This is a genomic window from Clostridium lundense DSM 17049 (assembly GCF_000619945.1).
In the GTDB taxonomy this organism is placed as follows: Bacteria; Bacillota; Clostridia; order Clostridiales; family Clostridiaceae; genus Clostridium_AO; species Clostridium_AO lundense.
On the sequence record NZ_JHVC01000006.1, the window covers coordinates 235,599 to 254,025 of the forward strand.

Here is an 18,427-nt window from a genome sequence, read left to right on the forward strand (position 1 = left end):
TGCATCTGCACTTTTTTTAAACTCTTTTTAAATATTCTTCTGGTATATACTGAATTAAACGGCTTTCCCTTTTGCCACCTTCCCTTGAATATGTTAAAAACACTTCCTTTTTCCCTCTAGTCAATCCTACATAAAAAACTCTTTTTTCCTCACTTAAATCTTCATTCTTAATGGCATTATAGGTTGGAAAAATATAATCTTGGAGCCCTGCTAAAAACACATAGTCAAATTCTCCACCCTTTCCCTGATGTATTGTTATAATTGGAATTCTAGCATGCTTTTTTAGCATTCTATCAATTTCTGAATTTGATAAAGCGGTTGTCTTTAAAAATTCTGATAAAGCATATTTAGTTGATAAGCTACTATTATCTAATTCCTTAGCTATCAAATACAATTCTCTTACATTGTTAATTCTTTTAGGTTCAGTTTTATAAACCTCTTTTATATTAGATAAAGCTACTATTTTTTCTATCAGTTCATAAGTTCTTCCTGTTTGGGCGCTCTCTGTTAATTTTAGATCTCCTTTATCTATACTATCTTTTAAGAGCTTTATATGATTAGATATATTGCTGAATTTATCCAAATACTTACTGGAAATATTTATTCTCTCCGTACTTGTATTCTTTATTTTTTCTTCTACCATTTTTATCAAAATGTCTTTGGTAGCTAATACATCGTCCATAGCGTTATGACTTGATCTTACCTCTGTTTTGAATACATTGCTTAGAGTTTCCAATTTATGATTATGTAATTTGGGGTAAAATCTTCGAGCTATGTCTAATGTATCATAGTAATCAATAAATTGTGCCTTTTCCATACTTGCTCTATTAAGTTCACTATTTAAAATCCCTATATCATATCCTACATTGTGTCCAACTAGTAAAGCGCCTTTTATAAATTCTAGAAAATCCATTAATACTCTTCTTTTTTCTTCTCCATTCTGTTTTAAAAATTCATCACTAAATCCGTGTACCAATTGGGAATCCCCTACAGACTTTGATGGGATTAAAAATCTTTCAAAGCTGTCCATTAACTCTCCTTTATAATTGATTTTAACTCCTGAAATTTGAACTATTTCATCTTCTAATATATTTACTCCTGTACTCTCTACATCGAATATGACTACATTATTATCTTCTAATTCTTTTAATAACAATCCATAAAATTCACCATATTTATGTGTACTACTATCTATAAAATCTGTAAGTCTTACTCCTATATTCCTAAAACTTTCACTTTCTATATTTTCTACAGTTTTATCTCCTATTCCACTTACAAATCTTTTTAAAATCCTTTTAAGACTATTATTATCAAATTTATTTTCTATTAACTTTAAATAGGCTAGTACATCTTTTATTTCTTGTCTTCTAAAGAATTTAAATTGATCTATTAATAAAAAACTTAATCTATCCTTAGGAGAAAGTTTTTTATTCAATTCTAAAAAAATATTACTTAAATTACTATTGATTCTATTATTACGAGTTAAAATTGCAACTTTAGATAAATCTTCTACTTCTAGTCTCTTTATTTCATTAAATATCCATTTTCCTTCTTCTTTTAAACTAGAGAAAGATTTTACTAATATCTTCTTTCCTTTATCTATACTCTTAGGACAGACTTTACCTTTATATATACTATTTACTTCTTCTCCAAAAGCTCTTTCTAGAAATCCTGAAGACGCATTTAATAATATTTCTGTAGCTCTATAATTCTCATTGAAAAAAATAATATTTGGATTAAAATTCTTTATATAATTATCTAATATTATTTCTGGCTTTGACCCTCTCCATCCATATATAGTTTGAAAATAGTCACCACACATAAGCACTGTATTCCCGGGAAATAATTTAGAGATAATATTATATTCTACTATACTTGTATCCTGTACCTCATCTATATGTATATATTTAAATGCTTTTCTCCATTTTTCTACTATATCTCTATCCTTAAAAAGTTCAAATACCTTTAGCATTAGATCATTAAAATCCAAGGCATGTCTTTCTAAAAGTGCTGAATTATACGCCTCTACTATTAAGTATCCGTAGTTTCTTATGTATTCCATCAACTCATAATCAAATCTATTATTAATAGAACATATTTCTTTCATTTTATTAAAATTATACTTAATTAAATTATTTATTATTTCTTTATAATTAGCCTCACTATATATAAAACTATTTTCCTTAACAAAATTTATAAATCCTTGCAAAGAACTAGCATTAAAATTATAATTATTAAGCTCATTTATCAGCTCCTTGCAATCCTCTTCATCATATATTATAAAATCTGAAGAAATATCTGTGTTCCTAGCTTCTGTTTTAATAATATGAAAACAAAAACTATGGAAGGTTTTAATAGTTATATTAGAAGCCTCTTTTCCTACAATAGCTTGTATCTTTTCCATCATTTCTTTGCAGCCTTTATTGGTAAAGGTTAAACAAAGTATTTCTTTCCCCTTACCCTTATCTAAACTTATAATATTACCTATTCTTAAGGATAAGGTTTTAGTTTTTCCTGTACCTGCTGGAGCAAGTAGTAAAATATTTTCTTCTAGACTATCTACAACTAATTTTTGATTTTCATTTAAACTATTATATTCTATTAAAAATTCTTCTCTATCTTTATTTAGCATATCTATAGTATCTCCCTTTTTATAATTCCTTGCATTTGGATTCATATGACAATTATACCCCATTAATATACATTTTCAAATTCAGTGTAAATCAATCCATTTGTTAGCTTTTCTTTATGTGAAAATTTATTTTTTTATAAAATATAAAATCTCCAAACCTAAATATAGGTATTGGAGATTTTATTAATTGTTATTATTATTTTCTAAATGAACTTTAAGTTCTATTTTTTCATCCTTTTCTTCATTATTTTGACTATCATTTAACTTCTTCATATCCCTATATAAAAAAGTTGCAGTTATCATTGATGATAAAACGTCAGCAATAGGACCAGCCATCCATACTCCATCTAATTTAAAAAGTGGTGGAAGTATAATTAACATTGGTATAAGAAGTATAACTTGTCTAGAAAGACTTAGAAATATAGCTATTTTAGCCTTTCCTATAGCTTGGAAATAGTTAGAACTTATTACCTGAAACCCTATTATAGGTAATACTATCATATCTATCCTTATTCCATGTGCTCCTATTGCAATGAGCTCAGCATCCTTTTTATTAAATATGCTTATTAAAAATTCAGGGAAACACTGTATTACTATAAATCCTACTGTAGCAATAGTAACTCCCGCAATTACTGCAAGTTTTAAGGTTTTTTTAACCCTATCATACTGCTTTGCCCCATAATTATATCCTATTATTGGTTGAGCACCTTGATTTATACCAAACATAGGCATAAAGAATAGCATAATTATACTATTTATAATTCCCATAGCTCCTACTGCTAGGTCTCCACCATATTTGATTAAATTATTGTTATATAAGGTTGTAACTATACTTGCTGCAAGCTGCATAAAGAAAGGTGACATTCCAATTGAAAATATAGTTTTTACAGTAGTTATGTTTAATTGTAAATTCTCTTTTTTAAATTTTAATGTACTTTTATTGCTAAAGAAATAATATAAAACCCATATTGAAGATACCGCTTGAGATATAATAGTTGCTATAGCAGCTCCTTCAACTCCCATATGAAATACAAATATAAGTATAGGATCTAAAATAGTATTAATTATAGCACCTATTAGCATAGTTGCCATAGCAATTTTAGGATTACCTTCTGAACGTATAATATTGTTCATACCAAAACCTATATTTTGAAGTATGGCTCCTCCTATTATATACTTCATATAACTTCTAGCATATGGCAAAGTCTCTGTACTAGCACCAAATATTTTTAATATCTCATCTAAAAATATTGTTCCTACTATACTTATAATTAAAGATATAATTACAGTCAATGCTAAAGCATTACCTAATATTTTTTCTGCTTCATCCTTCTTCTTCTCTCCAAGCTTTATAGAAACCATAGTAGAAGAACCTATACCTATTAGCATTCCAAATGCCATATTTATTATAGAAAGCGGAAAACCTACAGCTATACCTGATATAGCTAAAGAGCCTACACCTCTTCCTATAAATATTCTATCTACCATATTATATAATGCATTAACTAACATTCCTACAATAGCAGGTATAGAAAATTTCAATAGTAATTTTCCAATCTTCTCTTCTCCCAATTGTTTTGATCTATCCATTTCTCATCCCCCTTACTAATTTAAAAAATTACAAAGTAATTTTTTTAGTTGACAGTTGACAGAGTACAATTGACAGTTAAAGATGCTTTTCCTCCTAGAAAAGCTTTAAATAGAATTTTTTAAAATAATAAATAAAAAAGAATAAATGTGGAATTTATTAAGTTAAAATTTTTTCGTAATGACAATGGAGAAAAATTATCCTTATCTGTAACCTGTTCTCTGTGCTCTATTATCTAAAAATATTGCGAAGCAATATTTTAAAATGCGTAATCATTTCATTATATACAAAATGAAACCATTTTTCAATGATAAAAATATTTAAAATCTCATTTTATATGTTAATTTTCAGTATAACTCTCAATTTTTTCTAAAGTATTACCAATAAAATATGCAAAGCAATTACTATAACTTGTAATCACCTTGCATCACATTTATACTTCTAAACCTTGAACTTTTCTACTATTTCATTTAAACCTTGACCCATCTTAGATTGATCTTGTGCTATTTCTGCCACTTGTATCATGCCCTCAGTAGTTACCTTTACATTTTCAAGTACTATTCCAGATTGCTCAGAAACATTTTCTGCCCCTTTAGATATATTTTCAATAACTGCACTTACTTGACCTATATTTGCACTAATTTCTTCTGTCATAGCAGCTAATTCTTCTGATAACTTGCTAACATAGTCAGCATCTTTATAGTATTGTTCTCCCGCCTCAATAAATTTTTTAAACTGACTAGATATATTTTCATTCATAAATTTTAATATTTCGTTACTATTATTTGAAATATCTAGAAATGCATTCTGCACTTGAACTATGATATTTTTAATTTCCTTAACTGCATCAGCTGATTGTTCTGCAAGCTTTTTAACTTCATCTGCAACTACTGCAAATCCTTTACCATTCTCGCCCGCCCTTGCTGCCTCTATAGTTGCATTAAGTGCTAAAAGATTAGTTTGACTTGCTATATCTGATATAGTATCAGCAATAACTTTAACTTTTTCAACAATCTTTCCCTTCTCAATAGCACATAATATTCCCTGTTCTTTTTCACGGTATATCCTTTTAGTTTCACTAAATGCATCTTCACTGCTTATTTTAACTTCACTAGCTCTATTCTTGAATTCATTAGAAGTATTACTACCATCAGTTGCTTTTTTAGCAAGATCTTCAACAGCTAAGTTTATTTCCTCAACAGATGCTAATAATTCCTGCCTTGAAGCGCTTAAATTTTCATTTTCCTTTGTTATTTCTTGTATAGATTTATCTATACCTTCAAGCTGTGCTGCCATTTCTTCTGTAGCTGCCGAAAGCTCCTCACTTCCTCCATTTAAATATTTTATACTATTTAGCATTTCTTTTATTATTGTTATAAACTCTTTTTGCAACTTATTTAAGCTTTGGCTTAAATCTCCTATTTCATTTTCATATCCTAGTAAAGCTATTTCATTCTTATAATCTTCATAAAAAGCTAAATCATATTGAGACAATCTTTTTAGTATATTTGATACTGTTTTTATTGGTGTTAATATTACCTTTATTATAATTATACTAAAAGCTATTACTAGCAGAAACCCTAGCATTATAAATAAAATAATCATTCTACTAACTAATATATACTCTTTATCATTATTATTATCCTGTTGCATTGCTACATTATCATTAATTTTAACCAATGTCTCAATTTCACTTATTACTTTTTCTCCACCACTTATTAATTCTGGTATTGCTTTTATAGCCTCTTCATTATTTCCAGATTGAACATTACTTATTATTTTAACATTTATAACATTTCTCCATTCTTCCAAGTATACTTTAAATTTATTAAAAGCTAATTTTTCTTCAGTTCCCCAATCAAAAGGTATATCCTCGTATTCTTTTATGAGCCTATCATCTTTGTCTATAGTATCTTGTATTAACTTAATTAACTCACTTTGTTTTTTCTTATCTTTTTCATATATAAATAAATTTACATTAGCTCTTATTTCATGTAAATTGCTTCTCACTGTTGATATAATTTCTGTTGACTTAAGGTTATTATGATATATTAAACTTGCGTTTTTATTAATGACTCTTGTACTTTTAATTCCTATAAATCCAGCTAAACTTATAACAAATACTATAAATAATAATATTATTATAATTAACTTCTTAATTTTAACATTCTTTAACATTAATTAACCCCTCTTTTCTCTAAAAGCTTTAACTAGAATTTATTCTAATAATATAATATTCACTTTAGTAAAAATTGCCTTAGAGAAAAGATTATAAGTAAACTTCTAATTAATCTGAAATTCTTATTAAACTATTGATGCTAAAAGTAATAACTCTTCATTATCATTATATATTTTATCAAACTGTGAAATAGGAAGAGGATTTTTACCTTTACCTACTTCTATTGTATATCCTGGTCTTCTATATTCTTCTATAAACCAATCCTTATAACCTGCGTATGCAGTTATACCAGCTGCCTCTGCTAAACTATATCCACTAACTTTGGAGAATAATTCCCCAATTCTTCTTGAATCAGGTGGAGTTATACCATCATATTGCCAATATATAACTTCTCCTTGACTATGATATGCAAGAACCAATCTAAAATTATGATCTCTAGTAAATTTCACTACAGTTTGGGTTTCAGGTTCTGATTCAGGATAAGGTCCTGAATATCTAGTAGGCCCTGGTCCATAAACTCCATACATTTTTTCTGCCTCTTTTGATTTTTGCCATGAAGCATTATAATTATGATTTAAATCTACTCCCCTATTGTTAGCCTCCCAATCCTTTGAGAAATCAGTACTTCCTTTATTCCATACTATAAGTTGATCATAGTATGGATTGTCTTTACTAAGGCCATTTAACACTAAATCCACTCCATCAGGATTTACCATAGGCATTATATAAATACTGCTCCTGCTCCATATATCAGCTACATCATATCCCCTCATCTTTCTTCCCAAGGCATAGTTATTAGCAAAGTTTTCTGCGAACTTCATTAAAAGAGGCGAAGTTATCCATTCTAATGCATGATGAGCAGCATTATAAAAAACCTGATTAGGTCCAACACCAAGTTTTAAATAATATAAATTTTTTCCCAAAACACTTTTTCCTGCTACCCCAACAGTAATGAAAGGATATCTAGTTTTTAATCCTTCTATATCTCTCCTTAAAACATCGTAAGTATAATTAATATCTGTTTGTACCACATCTATACCATAAGGCACTATAATTCTTTGTCCTGGTTGAATATCAAAAGGTTCTATACCAGGATTGGCTATCAATATTTTATAAACTTGTGTATAATATTTTTTAGCTATATTATATAATGTATCTCCTGGTCTTATAGTATAAGTATCATATCCTATTAAAAGCCTTTCTAAGATTCTATAGGTATCTGGACCAATAACACCATCTGGATTTAATCCATTATTCTTTTGAAACTGTCTTACTGCATTTTCTGTTTTAGCTCCATAGACACCATCAACGGGTCCTGGATCGTAACCTATCTTTTTTAATACTGATTGTATCTCCATTACATCTGATCCTTTAGAACCTAGTTTTAAAATTCTCATAAACCCTACCAACAATAAATATATTATTATCACTAATATTTTATTTATATAATTCATATATGTGATTAAAATAGATACCGTTTTGTAACTATTTTTCAATAAAAATGTACTACAATACTTTTGTATAGTATAGTATAATAAAATTCAGCTGGAGGTATAATCATGAAAAGACGAAAAAAAAATCACAAAAAAAAACCAACCTTTTTACTAATAATATTTACAATACTCATATTTGCTATAGGCATACCAATTAAAAAATTTATTACTAATAAATATAACTTAGCAAAAAGCTCAGCAGCTTATGCTACCACAAAGAATACTCATGATGATAAGTCTACTTCACCTAATACTACTTCAAAAGAAGGTAATAACAAAGACAATAAAGTTGTAAAAAATGAAACAAATAAAAACAATATAGATACCTCTAACAATAAATCTACCAATTCTATTGTTAATACTAATACCCCTGTAAAAGATAGATCTTTTTTTAATAACTCAGTATTTCTTGGTGATTCTATAACAGAGGGTATGTCGTTTTATGAAGTTTTAGATGAATCACATGTAGTAGCTAAAAAAGGACTAACTGTCTTTAAAGCTGAAAAAGAACTTGCCAAAGTAATGAATTTAAATCCCAAAAATATTTATATATTATTGGGAAATAATGATTTATTTGAAGAAACACTTACAAGCAAGCAATTTATAACTGAATATACTAAAATGGTAAAAACATTAAGAAAAAGCTTGCCACAATCAAATATTTACATTTTATCGATTTTACCAGTTACATCAAAAGCTGAAAAAGAAAATCCTTTTCTTAATAACCATCGTATAGATGACTTTAACAATACTATTAAAAATATGGCAAAAGATCTAAACGTAACTTACATTGATATAAAACCTGTATTAAACAATAGTGAACAATTGTATGAACCAGATGGAATACATTTTAAATGTGATTTTTATAATCTACTATTAAATTATTTAATAAACTATCTAAAAAATAATTAAATTAATTATGTGAGGGAGCCTGATGTAAAATGATAAACTACTTAAAAAAAATAACTAAACCTACTTTATTATGTATGTTTTTAATCCTACTTACTGTAGGAACATTATTTGGATGTTCTTCTAAAAAGTCTGCTGCTAAAAATCCTTCTGTTAAAGAAATAAGCGAAAAAATTGAACAAGCTATTGATATATCTAATATGAAAACAGGAGATAGTGCTAAACTACAAAAGTTATATAAAATAGACTCAAAAGATCTAGAAGAGTTTGCTATTTATGCCCCTACTTCAAATATCAAAGCTGATGAATTGCTAATATTAAAAGTAAAAGATGCAAATAAATTAAATGAAATTAAAGACAAAATATCTAAAAGGGTTGAAAATCAAGGTACTAGCTTTAAAGATTATCTTCCTAATGAATATGCATTAATAGAAAAACATGTATTAAAAGTAAATGGAAACTATATTATTTTAGCAATATCAAAGGACTCTGAAAAAATCGAAAAAATATTTGATGAATCTTTTAAATAACATGTTAGGGGGAGGCCATCTTGGTTTTTAGCAGTTTAATATTTATTTTTCTTTTTTTACCTATTACAATTTTAACTTACTATATTTGCCCAAGAAACTTAAAAAACTTTGTATTACTTATAGCAAGTCTTATATTTTATGGATGGGGCGAACCACTATATATTTTCCTAATGATATTTTCTACCATCTTTAGTTATATAACTGGTTTGATTATAAATAAGTTTAGACATTGCAAGAGAATTTCTCTTGCAGTTTTTATGTTGTCTGTAGTTGTAAACTTAGGTATACTATGCTTTTTTAAATATTATGGTTTCTTAATAGATAACATAAATTCAATATTTAATTTAAATATAGTTGTAAATAAACTTCCTCTTCCTGTGGGAATATCCTTTTATACATTTCAAACTATGTCTTATATAATTGATGTGTATTTGGACAAAGTATCTGTACAGAAAAATATTATATCTTTTGGTACATATATAACTATGTTTCCTCAACTTGTAGCAGGACCTATAGTAAAGTACGGAGACATAGCTAAACAATTAGATAATAGAAAAGAAAATTTATCCTCCTTTGGAGAAGGTGTAGAAATATTTATAATAGGTTTAGCTAAAAAAGTACTTCTTGCAAATAATATAGGAGTTCTTTGGAGCAGTATAAAATCTACACCTTTAGGAGAGATTTCAATTATTTCTGCTTGGCTCGGAATAATCGGATTTACCTTCCAGATATATTTTGATTTTAGTGGCTATTCTGATATGGCAATAGGACTTGGAAAAATGTTCGGATTTGAACTAATGGAGAATTTTAACTATCCCTATATATCTAAGAGCGTAACAGAGTTTTGGCGTAGATGGCATATCTCCCTAGGTTCTTGGTTTAGAGAATATGTGTACATTCCCCTTGGCGGAAATAAAATAGGAAAACTAAAGCAATATAGAAATTTATTTATAGTTTGGTTTTTAACAGGATTTTGGCATGGGGCAAGTTGGAATTTTATATTCTGGGGACTATATTTCGGTTTCTTTGTAACAATAGAAAAAATATTTCTATTAAATTGCCTTAAAAGCAAACCTAAATTTATTAGCCATGTGTATACTCTATTAGTTATAGTAGTGGGTTGGGTTTTATTTGAATTTGATAGCATGACTGTATGTGTAAACTTTATAAAAGTTATGTTTGGCTTAGAAGATAATATGCTATTAGACAGTACTGCTATTTATTATATTTACACCAATATAGTATTATTTGTAATTCTTATAATTTGTTCTACTCCTCTACCTAAAAAAATTATTTTATATGTGAAAAGTAATTTAAAACTTTGGAGTATTATTATTATCCCTTTAATTTATTTATTATTGTTATTTATTTCTACAGCTTACTTGGTAAATGAAAGTTATAACCCTTTCTTATATTTTAAATTTTAACAACTTTAATATTTAGCTAATTCAAGCTAGAAAGAGGTGCTATCCTTTGAATAGATATGACAATATATATAAATATATCATGGCATTATTACTACTTCTGTACATAGGCATAATGATATTTTTCAGTATAATAACTCCTGATAAAACTTTTTCTCAGTCAGAAAATAGACCCCTTGAGCAAAAGCCTAAATTTTCTTTACATAGTTTAGTAAAAGGAAAATTTATTTCTAACTTTGAAAAATATATAGCTGATCAATTTCCTTTTAGAGATTTTTGGATAGGAGTAAAATCTGAAGGAGAAAGAACTTTGGGTAAAAAAGAAAATAATGAAGTTTATCTAGGAAAGGATAACTATCTTATACAAAAATTTAAAAAGCCTGAAAATGATAGTTTAAATAATAGAGTAAAAGCTATTAATTCCTTTGATCTATCAAATCCTCACATGAATAAATATTTTATGTTAGTGCCTAACTCTATAAAAATACTGGAAAATAAACTTCCTTCTTATGCTCCTAATACTGATCAGCTTGCTTACATTGATAAAATAAAAAAAGGACTAAATAAAAACATAAAATTTATAGATATATATAATACATTATACTCCAAGAAAAATGAATATATATTTTATAAAACCGATCATCATTGGACAAGTAAAGGGGCATATTATAGTTATGAAAAAACAGGTGAATATATGGGCTTTGTTCCTCATAATAATAACTATTTTAATGTAAAAAAAGTTACTGATAGCTTTTATGGTTCTCTTTATTCTAAAAGCGGATTTAGACATTTAACACCTGATAGTATAGAAATATATCTACCAAAAGAAAATGATGTTCAGTCAGTATATTATTCAGATACAAATAAAAAATTTAATTCTATTTATTTTATGGACAATCTTGATAAAAAAGATAAATATACGATTTTCCTCAATGGAAATCATCCATTAGTAAAAATAAATACTAATGTAAAAAATAATAAAAAACTACTAGTGATTAAAGATTCCTATGCAAATTGTTTTATTCCTTTTTTAATGGGACATTATAGTGAAATTTACATGGTAGATCTTAGATATTACAATGAGGACATAAATACATTAATAAAGGATAATAATATAGATAACTCCCTTATTCTTTATAATGTAAATACTTTTTTTGAAGACGAATCTATTTGTAATATCTCTCAATAACACAAAACAGATGTTATCTAACTTAGGAGTAATTATTCATTTTGTGTAACAAGTGTTTTTTTAATGAATAACTGCTCCTAAAGCATATATTGCTATATTTAAATATTTATTTCATTAAAATCTACACTTTATTTTAAGCTAATCCAAGGTCGTAATGCATAACTTACCCACTTCAATAAATCAAAGTTAGTTTCATCTCCATGCAATTTATCAATTAATTTATCAAAAAGCTTATTATCTAAATTTTTAACTATCATATCAAAGTTGCTATCATCTAATTCTTCCAATGTTCTTCTTAAAACAAGGGAATTTTTATAATTTTCTTTTAAAGGCTTAGTTAAAGTTTCATAATCATCTATTCCACATATATCATAAGCTGCATATATTCCTGTAAGTATAGCCGTGAACTGTCCAAATCCAAGTCCAGGTGATATAGTTCCAAAACAATTCCCTGCAAAATATGTAGTATCTATTTTAGGCTGATCACAAATTCCCATAATATAGTCTTTTACTTGAAATCTATCTGTTATCCTAAGCTGTTGACTGGTGTCTTTGCAAACTTGTTCATAAAATTTTTTCCACATATCATTTACATCCTTACTACTATTTTCAGGATAATCAGGATAAGCAATAACTATATGAGCCTCCTTTTCTGAAAATGGAATCAGATATGCATATCCTTTAGGAACAAAATCATAATTAAACCATGTGGTTGCCTCATCTGATTTAAAATTTCCTTCTACAGTAGCTCCTTTAAGATTAGCAAGGACATCACATTTATAGTTATTTAATCTACAAGCATAAGCCCCATCTCCAGTAGCTAATACAACATGGGTAAATTCTTTTTTCAAATCCTCATAGGTGTATTTCGAATTAAAATTTATTTTCGATTTAACTTGCTTAAATAATTGATTTTCAAATGATCTTTCATGTCTTCCTCGTATATTTGAAATTCCTAGATTTCCTTTAATAGTTCCTACTTCATTTTTAGAGTGAATAATCATCTTGCTAATATAACTAACAGGCTCTAAATGTATATCATAGTTATCTTCAAAATAACTTAAACAATTATTAATAGGCTTATTGAAAATGTTGAATATAGTTTCACAATTTACAAATCTATCTCCAACCATATTTCTGTCTTCAAAAATAGTAGGTCGAATACCATATTTCTCTAATGTTATAGCACAGGATAGCCCTGATAATCCAGCTCCCATAATTGCAACACTCATATAAACACCTCCCATTTTTTAGTATTTGTTTATATAAAAACTTTATACTAAAATTTAATTTATATTTTATCTCTTTATATAAATAACTATGTAATGATTAGAAAATAATGTTTTAGTATTTTATGTGATATCCAGTAAAATATTATTGACAAAAAATTATAAAGCAATTATAATGAACATTGTTCATATTGATTTAGGGAGGTGTTATTATTGGGAAAAATGCTTGAAAATCCAAAGGGTCTTATATTAGAAAAATCCAAAGAAATTTTATATACTGAAGGATATTCAAAATTAAGTATGCGAAATGTTGCTAAAGCCTGTGATATAGCTATTGGTACAATATATAATTATTACCCTACTAAAAAAGATCTAGTTATGGAAATGATGACTGAATACTGGCAAGAGTATTTTCGTGTGCTTGAAAAACTAATAAATTCACAGGATACCTTTTATGTAAAACTAAATAAAATTTTTAATGAACTTAGCATTTTTATTAAGACTTTCAAGGAAGTATGGTTAAAAAGCGATTTTTACGATACTCCCGACTATATAGAAACAGGATTAAAAAAACAATATATTTTTATAGAAAAGTTGATACGAAAAATTGAAGATATTTTAATAAAAGAAGCTACTAGAAAAGATTCTAAAATTCATATTAAATTTGATTCTTATGAAACAGCTAAATTTATACTTATGAACTTTATTTCAATGATTCGTATGCCCTTTTTCCAATATTCATCCTTTGAAATTTTTCTAAAAGAATTACTTAAATAAGGGCTGTCTCAAAACGAAAAAATAACACAACATATTGATTAATTTTCAAATAAAAATGTCAATATATTGTGTCTAAAATTCATTTTGAGACAGCTCTCTAAAACATCTTAAAATGAACATAGTTCATACACCTTTAATCTTTACTTTAACACAACTTATTCAATATGTAAAAACTATAATCTAAAAATCAATTACTTATTACTAAGGAGGATTATTAATATGTTAATTTATGCAATTATATCTATTAATTTAGCATTATTATTTTATACAGTGGGAGTTTGGAGTGAAAAAAAACAAGGTGAGCTAAAAAAATGGCATGTAATTATATTTTGGACTGGATTAGTATTTGATACTTTAGGGACAACCTTTATGGAGAAAATAGCTAGTGGAGGATTTAAATTTAACTTCCATGGCATCACAGGTTTGCTTGCAATAATATTAATGCTTTTACATGCAATTTGGGCCTCCTTTGTTTTAATTAAAAATAATGAAAAACTAACAACTAATTTTCATAAATTAAGTATTTTTGTATGGTGTATTTGGTTAATTCCCTTCCTATCTGGTGCAATTTTTGGTATAACAAGATAATACAACTTTAAAAAGGAGCAAAAATTTGCTCCTTAATTATTTTTTAATTCTTGAAAATTAATTTTTTCAAGTTCACTTATAAGTATCTTTTGGACATTATCTAATCTCTTATGAATAATACATTTTGAACTTCTATTTGCATTACAAAAACTATCACTTTTTAAACAGCGATTAATAGCTATAGGACCATCCACTGCTTCTATAACTTCTTTTAAATTTATATCTTTACTATTCTTTAAAAGAGCATATCCACCATTCACTCCTCTAAAAGACTTAATTATCTCGGCTTTTATTAATTTTCTTAATAATTTCAGTAAAAATCTTAGGGGTATACATCCTCTTTCAGCTATAGTCTTAGCATCTAGCTTTGCTTCTTCCCCTTCTTTTGCTAATATTAAAATAGCTCTTATAGCATAATCTGCCTCTTGAGTTATATTCATAAAATTCATCACCTTATTATTTATATTTTATATTAAATTATATCTGCATAGTCCTTTTCATATTATTATCTACACAAGTAAATGTCAACACTATTTTTTCATAGTACCCTTTTGATAGAAAACAGAACTATTATAAATTATTAAAAATAAATAGTAAATAATAAATTTATAATTCAAAGAAAATATCATAAATAAAGCGTAAACACAATATATTGTATATATAAATATGATAAAATACTATATGTGGCACTAAATGGTACTTTTATATTTATAAAAATTATTGTATACTAAATAAGTATTATTTTACAAGGGGGTACTATGCGTTGGAATTTTTTAAAGAAATAGATTCTATACACAAAATAATAAAAAGATATTATACTAAGGAATTAGAAAAAAATAAAGATTTAACAGTTTACGATTTATTTAATTGGAAGAAAGTTGATGTATTCTTAAAAGATCACAAAACAGGAAAAGTTCTAGTAGATATGAAAGATTTGGAGTTTCCTGAACATTATTCACAAAATGCATGTGACATTATAGCCTCAAAATATTTTAAAAAAGCTGGTATTCCAAATGAATGCGGATACGAAAATAGCATGAAAATGGTAGCTCACAGAATGGTAAACTTTTGGTGTGAGTCATTATCTGATGAGGGTATTTTAAAATCTAAAGATGAAAAAAATATATTTTATGATGAAATGATTTATGCTTTGCTTGCTCAAATGTATGCACCTAACTCACCACAGTGGTTTAATACTGGACTGTATACATCTTATGGTATACATGGAAATAAGCAAGGAAATTATTACTATGATAAAACTTTGCAAAAAGTTGTAGAAAGTGAAGATACTTATACAAGGACTCAAGCTTCGGCCTGTTTTATACTATCTATAGAAGATAAGCTTTTAGGATCTCACTCTATTTCGGATCAATTTGTTACTGAAACAAAACTCTTCAAAGGAGGTTCAGGAACAGGTACTAATTTTTCTTCACTAAGAGCTAAAGGAGAGCTTCTTTCTGGTGGTGGTGTCTCCTCTGGTCTAATGAGTTTCTTAAAAGGATTAGACCGAAATGCCGGAGCCATAAAATCTGGTGGGACTACAAGACGTGCAGCTAAAATGGTATGTCTTGATGTAGATCATCCTGAAATAATGGATTTTATAACTTGGAAAGCTCATGAAGAAGATAAAGTAAGAGCTCTTGGTAAAATGGGATATGACACGGATATAGATGGGGAAGCTTATGAAACTGTATCAGGCCAAAATAGTAACAATTCTATAAGATTTTCTGATGAATTTATGAAAAAAGTTAAAAATTTACATAAGAATCCAGAGGCTACTATAGAACTCACTGGTCGTGTAGATAACTCTGTGAACAAAAAAATTAAAGTGCAAAATTTATGGGATGCTTTTATTAATTCTGCTTGGCAGTGTGCTGATCCTGCTCCCCAATTTTCAGATACATTTAACGCTTGGCATACCTGTCCAGCTGGAGAAGATGGTTTATTCAATGCTAAACATAATAGAATAAATTCCACAAATCCATGTGGTGAATATGCTTTCTTAGATGATAGTTCCTGTAATTTAGCTTCTATAAATATATATAAATTTTATAATGATGAAAAAAAAGGAATAGATTTAAATGGATATCTTCATGTAATAGGTCTTGTACAATTAATTTTGGAAGCTTCTATTCATTGGGGTCAATTTCCTACTGAAGATATTGCTAGAAAAACCTATATGTTTAGAGCTACAGGTTTAGGTATAAGTAACTTAGCTTCATTACTTATGGTTATGGGCTATCCTTATAATTCAGAAGAAGCTAGAAACTTATCTTCGGCTTTAATTGGAATTTTAACAGGATACTCATACTATGTTTCCTCTTTAATGGCTAAAGAAATTGGTACCTTCCCAAAATATGAAATAAATAAAGAATATATGTTAAAAGTTATGAGAAATCATGGTAAAGTTGCTGGTGCTTTACCTAGTCTAAATGATTCTACTAAAGACCTTGAAGAAGAAGTATGTAATTATGAGGATTTACACTATAATCCCATAAAAATAAATCATAATATATTAGTAAAGGAATCTTTTCAAAATGTAAGTAACCTTGTTAAAGATTGTTGGATTATGGCTTTACAATATGGAGAAAAATTTGGATACAGAAATGCTCAAGTTTCCGTAATTGCACCTACAGGAACTATTTCCTTTGCTATGGATTGCGGGTCTACTTCCATAGAACCATTCTTTAGCCATATTGCATATAAAAAACTCTCTGGTGGTGGAATGATGACAGTACTTAATCCTGTTATTAAAGTAGCGCTTAAAAATTTAGGTTACACTAAAGAACAAATAAATGATATTTTAGAGTATGTATTAAGAAAAGAAACTATTGAAAACAATGAATTTAAATATGAAAAAATAATTGATGGAAAACTAGAAGGTGCTCCCCATCTAAAAGAAGAACATCTGCCTATATTTGATACAGCAAACAAATGCGGCAGCGGAGACAGATATATTGATCCTATGGGGCATGTATTAATGGTCGCAGCAATAACTCCTTTAATTTCTGGAGCTATATCTAAAACCGTAAATCTTCCAAGAGAAGCTACTATAGAAGACTTTAAAAATGTAATTTTAACTTCCTGGAAACTTGGTATAAAAGGAATTACTCTTTATAGAGATGGCTCAAAAGCTAGTCAACCTTTAAATACCAGCTTAAACTCAAATAAAGATTTGAAACTTGAGGATTTAACCTATGACCAGCTTTTGGCTAAAGCAAAAGAATTACAAAAGGGTATTAAATATTCTCAGAGAGATAAACCTATAGGAATAAGAAGAGGAACTACTCATCCTGCTCAAATAAGTGATGTAAAAATTTATACTACGGTAAATAGAAGAGAAAATGGTGAAATATCCGAAATATATATAACTACAGATAGAGAAGGAACTATAATTATGGGACTTTTAAATTCTCTTTCAAAAGCTTTATCCGTTATGCTGCAATATCATGTGCCACCAAAAGATATTTCACGCATGCTCAGGGGACAAAAATATGAACCTTATGGATTTGTTCAAAAACATCCTTATATAAAATATGTAAGTTCTATTTCTGATTTGATAAGTAAAATAATTGACATTGAGCTTGGTGATTACTCAACATGTCAAGTTAAACCTGAAAATTATGATTCAAATACCAATAAAATAAATATAATTTCCACTGAAGAAATTATAGAAGATCAGCTAGTTACTGATGGTTTAGATGGTGTTGAAGTTCCAGAAAATGATGAGCATAGTTATGAGCATGCTGGCTTTTGTAGTGATAAAACTGAAATAAAAGGTGAAAGAGTGTATGGTTCTACTTGTCCTACTTGTTCTAGCACTAGAATGGTACGAAATGGTACCTGCATGGTTTGTTTAGATTGCGGTTCTACTACTGGATGTAGTTAA

General features: G+C 27.7%; 13 protein-coding genes. 7 read left to right on the forward strand and 6 right to left on the reverse strand.

Annotation, left to right across the window (positions count from 1 at the left end):
* Positions 1–16: 16 nt before the first annotated feature.
* From T514_RS0108555 to T514_RS0108570, 4 genes are all read right to left on the reverse strand, one after another.
* The gene (locus T514_RS0108555; RefSeq protein ID WP_242850574.1) at positions 17–2,677 is read right to left on the reverse strand and encodes a 3'-5' exonuclease; all 2,661 of its coding nucleotides are present in this window, start codon (positions 2,675–2,677) and stop codon (positions 17–19) included.
* Between the two features lie 138 nt (positions 2,678–2,815).
* Complete coding sequence (locus T514_RS0108560; protein ID WP_027624399.1) at positions 2,816–4,222, reverse strand: MATE family efflux transporter; 1,407 nt, start codon at positions 4,220–4,222, stop codon at positions 2,816–2,818.
* Between the two features lie 439 nt (positions 4,223–4,661).
* The gene (locus T514_RS0108565) at positions 4,662–6,398 is read right to left on the reverse strand and encodes a methyl-accepting chemotaxis protein (protein WP_027624400.1); all 1,737 of its coding nucleotides are present in this window, start codon (positions 6,396–6,398) and stop codon (positions 4,662–4,664) included.
* A 126-nt stretch (positions 6,399–6,524) separates the two neighbouring features.
* On the reverse strand, positions 6,525–7,796 hold the full coding sequence (locus T514_RS0108570; RefSeq protein WP_027624401.1) for a M14 family metallopeptidase: 1,272 nt from the start codon (positions 7,794–7,796) through the stop codon (positions 6,525–6,527).
* Positions 7,797–7,958: 162 nt separating this feature from the next.
* Between T514_RS0108570 and T514_RS25645 the strand changes: the two genes are divergently transcribed.
* Genes T514_RS25645 through T514_RS0108590 form a run of 4 tightly spaced genes read left to right on the forward strand, consistent with a single transcriptional unit; the run spans position 7,959 to position 11,944 of the window.
* A complete protein-coding gene (locus T514_RS25645) occupies positions 7,959–8,804 on the forward strand; it encodes a GDSL-type esterase/lipase family protein (RefSeq protein ID WP_051541950.1) in 846 nt (281 codons plus the stop codon).
* Between the two features lie 29 nt (positions 8,805–8,833).
* Positions 8,834–9,331 carry a DUF4358 domain-containing protein gene (locus T514_RS0108580; RefSeq protein ID WP_027624402.1) on the forward strand — a complete coding sequence of 166 codons (498 nt, stop codon included), beginning with the start codon at positions 8,834–8,836 and terminating at the stop codon, positions 9,329–9,331.
* Between the two features lie 20 nt (positions 9,332–9,351).
* Positions 9,352–10,758 (forward strand): MBOAT family O-acyltransferase, encoded by a 1,407-nt coding sequence (locus T514_RS0108585; RefSeq protein WP_027624403.1) that lies wholly within the window; start codon positions 9,352–9,354, stop codon positions 10,756–10,758.
* A 46-nt stretch (positions 10,759–10,804) separates the two neighbouring features.
* Complete coding sequence (locus T514_RS0108590; protein ID WP_027624404.1) at positions 10,805–11,944, forward strand: DHHW family protein; 1,140 nt, start codon at positions 10,805–10,807, stop codon at positions 11,942–11,944.
* A gap of 128 nt (positions 11,945–12,072) precedes the next feature.
* Here the strand turns inward: T514_RS0108590 and T514_RS0108595 are convergent, their stop codons facing one another.
* Entirely contained in the window at positions 12,073–13,176 is a 1,104-nt protein-coding gene (locus T514_RS0108595) for an FAD-dependent oxidoreductase (protein WP_027624405.1), read from the reverse strand.
* A gap of 219 nt (positions 13,177–13,395) precedes the next feature.
* Between T514_RS0108595 and T514_RS25650 the strand changes: the two genes are divergently transcribed.
* Positions 13,396–13,950, forward strand: coding sequence for a TetR/AcrR family transcriptional regulator (locus T514_RS25650; protein ID WP_242850576.1), 555 nt, complete (start codon positions 13,396–13,398; stop codon positions 13,948–13,950).
* Positions 13,951–14,169: 219 nt separating this feature from the next.
* Positions 14,170–14,538, forward strand: coding sequence for an HsmA family protein (locus T514_RS0108605; protein WP_027624406.1), 369 nt, complete (start codon positions 14,170–14,172; stop codon positions 14,536–14,538).
* Positions 14,539–14,570: 32 nt separating this feature from the next.
* Here the strand turns inward: T514_RS0108605 and T514_RS0108610 are convergent, their stop codons facing one another.
* A complete protein-coding gene (locus tag T514_RS0108610) occupies positions 14,571–14,978 on the reverse strand; it encodes an RrF2 family transcriptional regulator (protein WP_027624407.1) in 408 nt (135 codons plus the stop codon).
* A 341-nt stretch (positions 14,979–15,319) separates the two neighbouring features.
* Between T514_RS0108610 and T514_RS0108615 the strand changes: the two genes are divergently transcribed.
* A complete protein-coding gene (locus T514_RS0108615) occupies positions 15,320–18,427 on the forward strand; it encodes a vitamin B12-dependent ribonucleotide reductase (protein WP_027624408.1) in 3,108 nt (1,035 codons plus the stop codon).

Excerpts from the sequence above, each read along its gene's own strand:
- T514_RS0108555 (WP_242850574.1), bottom strand. The coding sequence starts at position 2,677 with ATGAATCCAAATGCAAGGAATTATAAAAAGGGAGATACTATAGATATG.
- T514_RS0108560 (WP_027624399.1), bottom strand. The coding sequence starts at position 4,222 with ATGGATAGATCAAAACAATTGGGAGAAGAGAAGATTGGAAAATTACTA.
- T514_RS0108565 (WP_027624400.1), bottom strand. The coding sequence starts at position 6,398 with ATGTTAAAGAATGTTAAAATTAAGAAGTTAATTATAATAATATTATTA.
- T514_RS0108570 (WP_027624401.1), bottom strand. The coding sequence starts at position 7,796 with ATGAGAATTTTAAAACTAGGTTCTAAAGGATCAGATGTAATGGAGATA.
- T514_RS25645 (WP_051541950.1), top strand. The coding sequence starts at position 7,959 with ATGAAAAGACGAAAAAAAAATCACAAAAAAAAACCAACCTTTTTACTA.
- T514_RS0108580 (WP_027624402.1), top strand. The coding sequence starts at position 8,834 with ATGATAAACTACTTAAAAAAAATAACTAAACCTACTTTATTATGTATG.
- T514_RS0108595 (WP_027624405.1), bottom strand. The coding sequence starts at position 13,176 with ATGAGTGTTGCAATTATGGGAGCTGGATTATCAGGGCTATCCTGTGCT.
- T514_RS25650 (WP_242850576.1), top strand. The coding sequence starts at position 13,396 with ATGCTTGAAAATCCAAAGGGTCTTATATTAGAAAAATCCAAAGAAATT.
- T514_RS0108605 (WP_027624406.1), top strand. The coding sequence starts at position 14,170 with ATGTTAATTTATGCAATTATATCTATTAATTTAGCATTATTATTTTAT.
- T514_RS0108610 (WP_027624407.1), bottom strand. The coding sequence starts at position 14,978 with ATGAATATAACTCAAGAGGCAGATTATGCTATAAGAGCTATTTTAATA.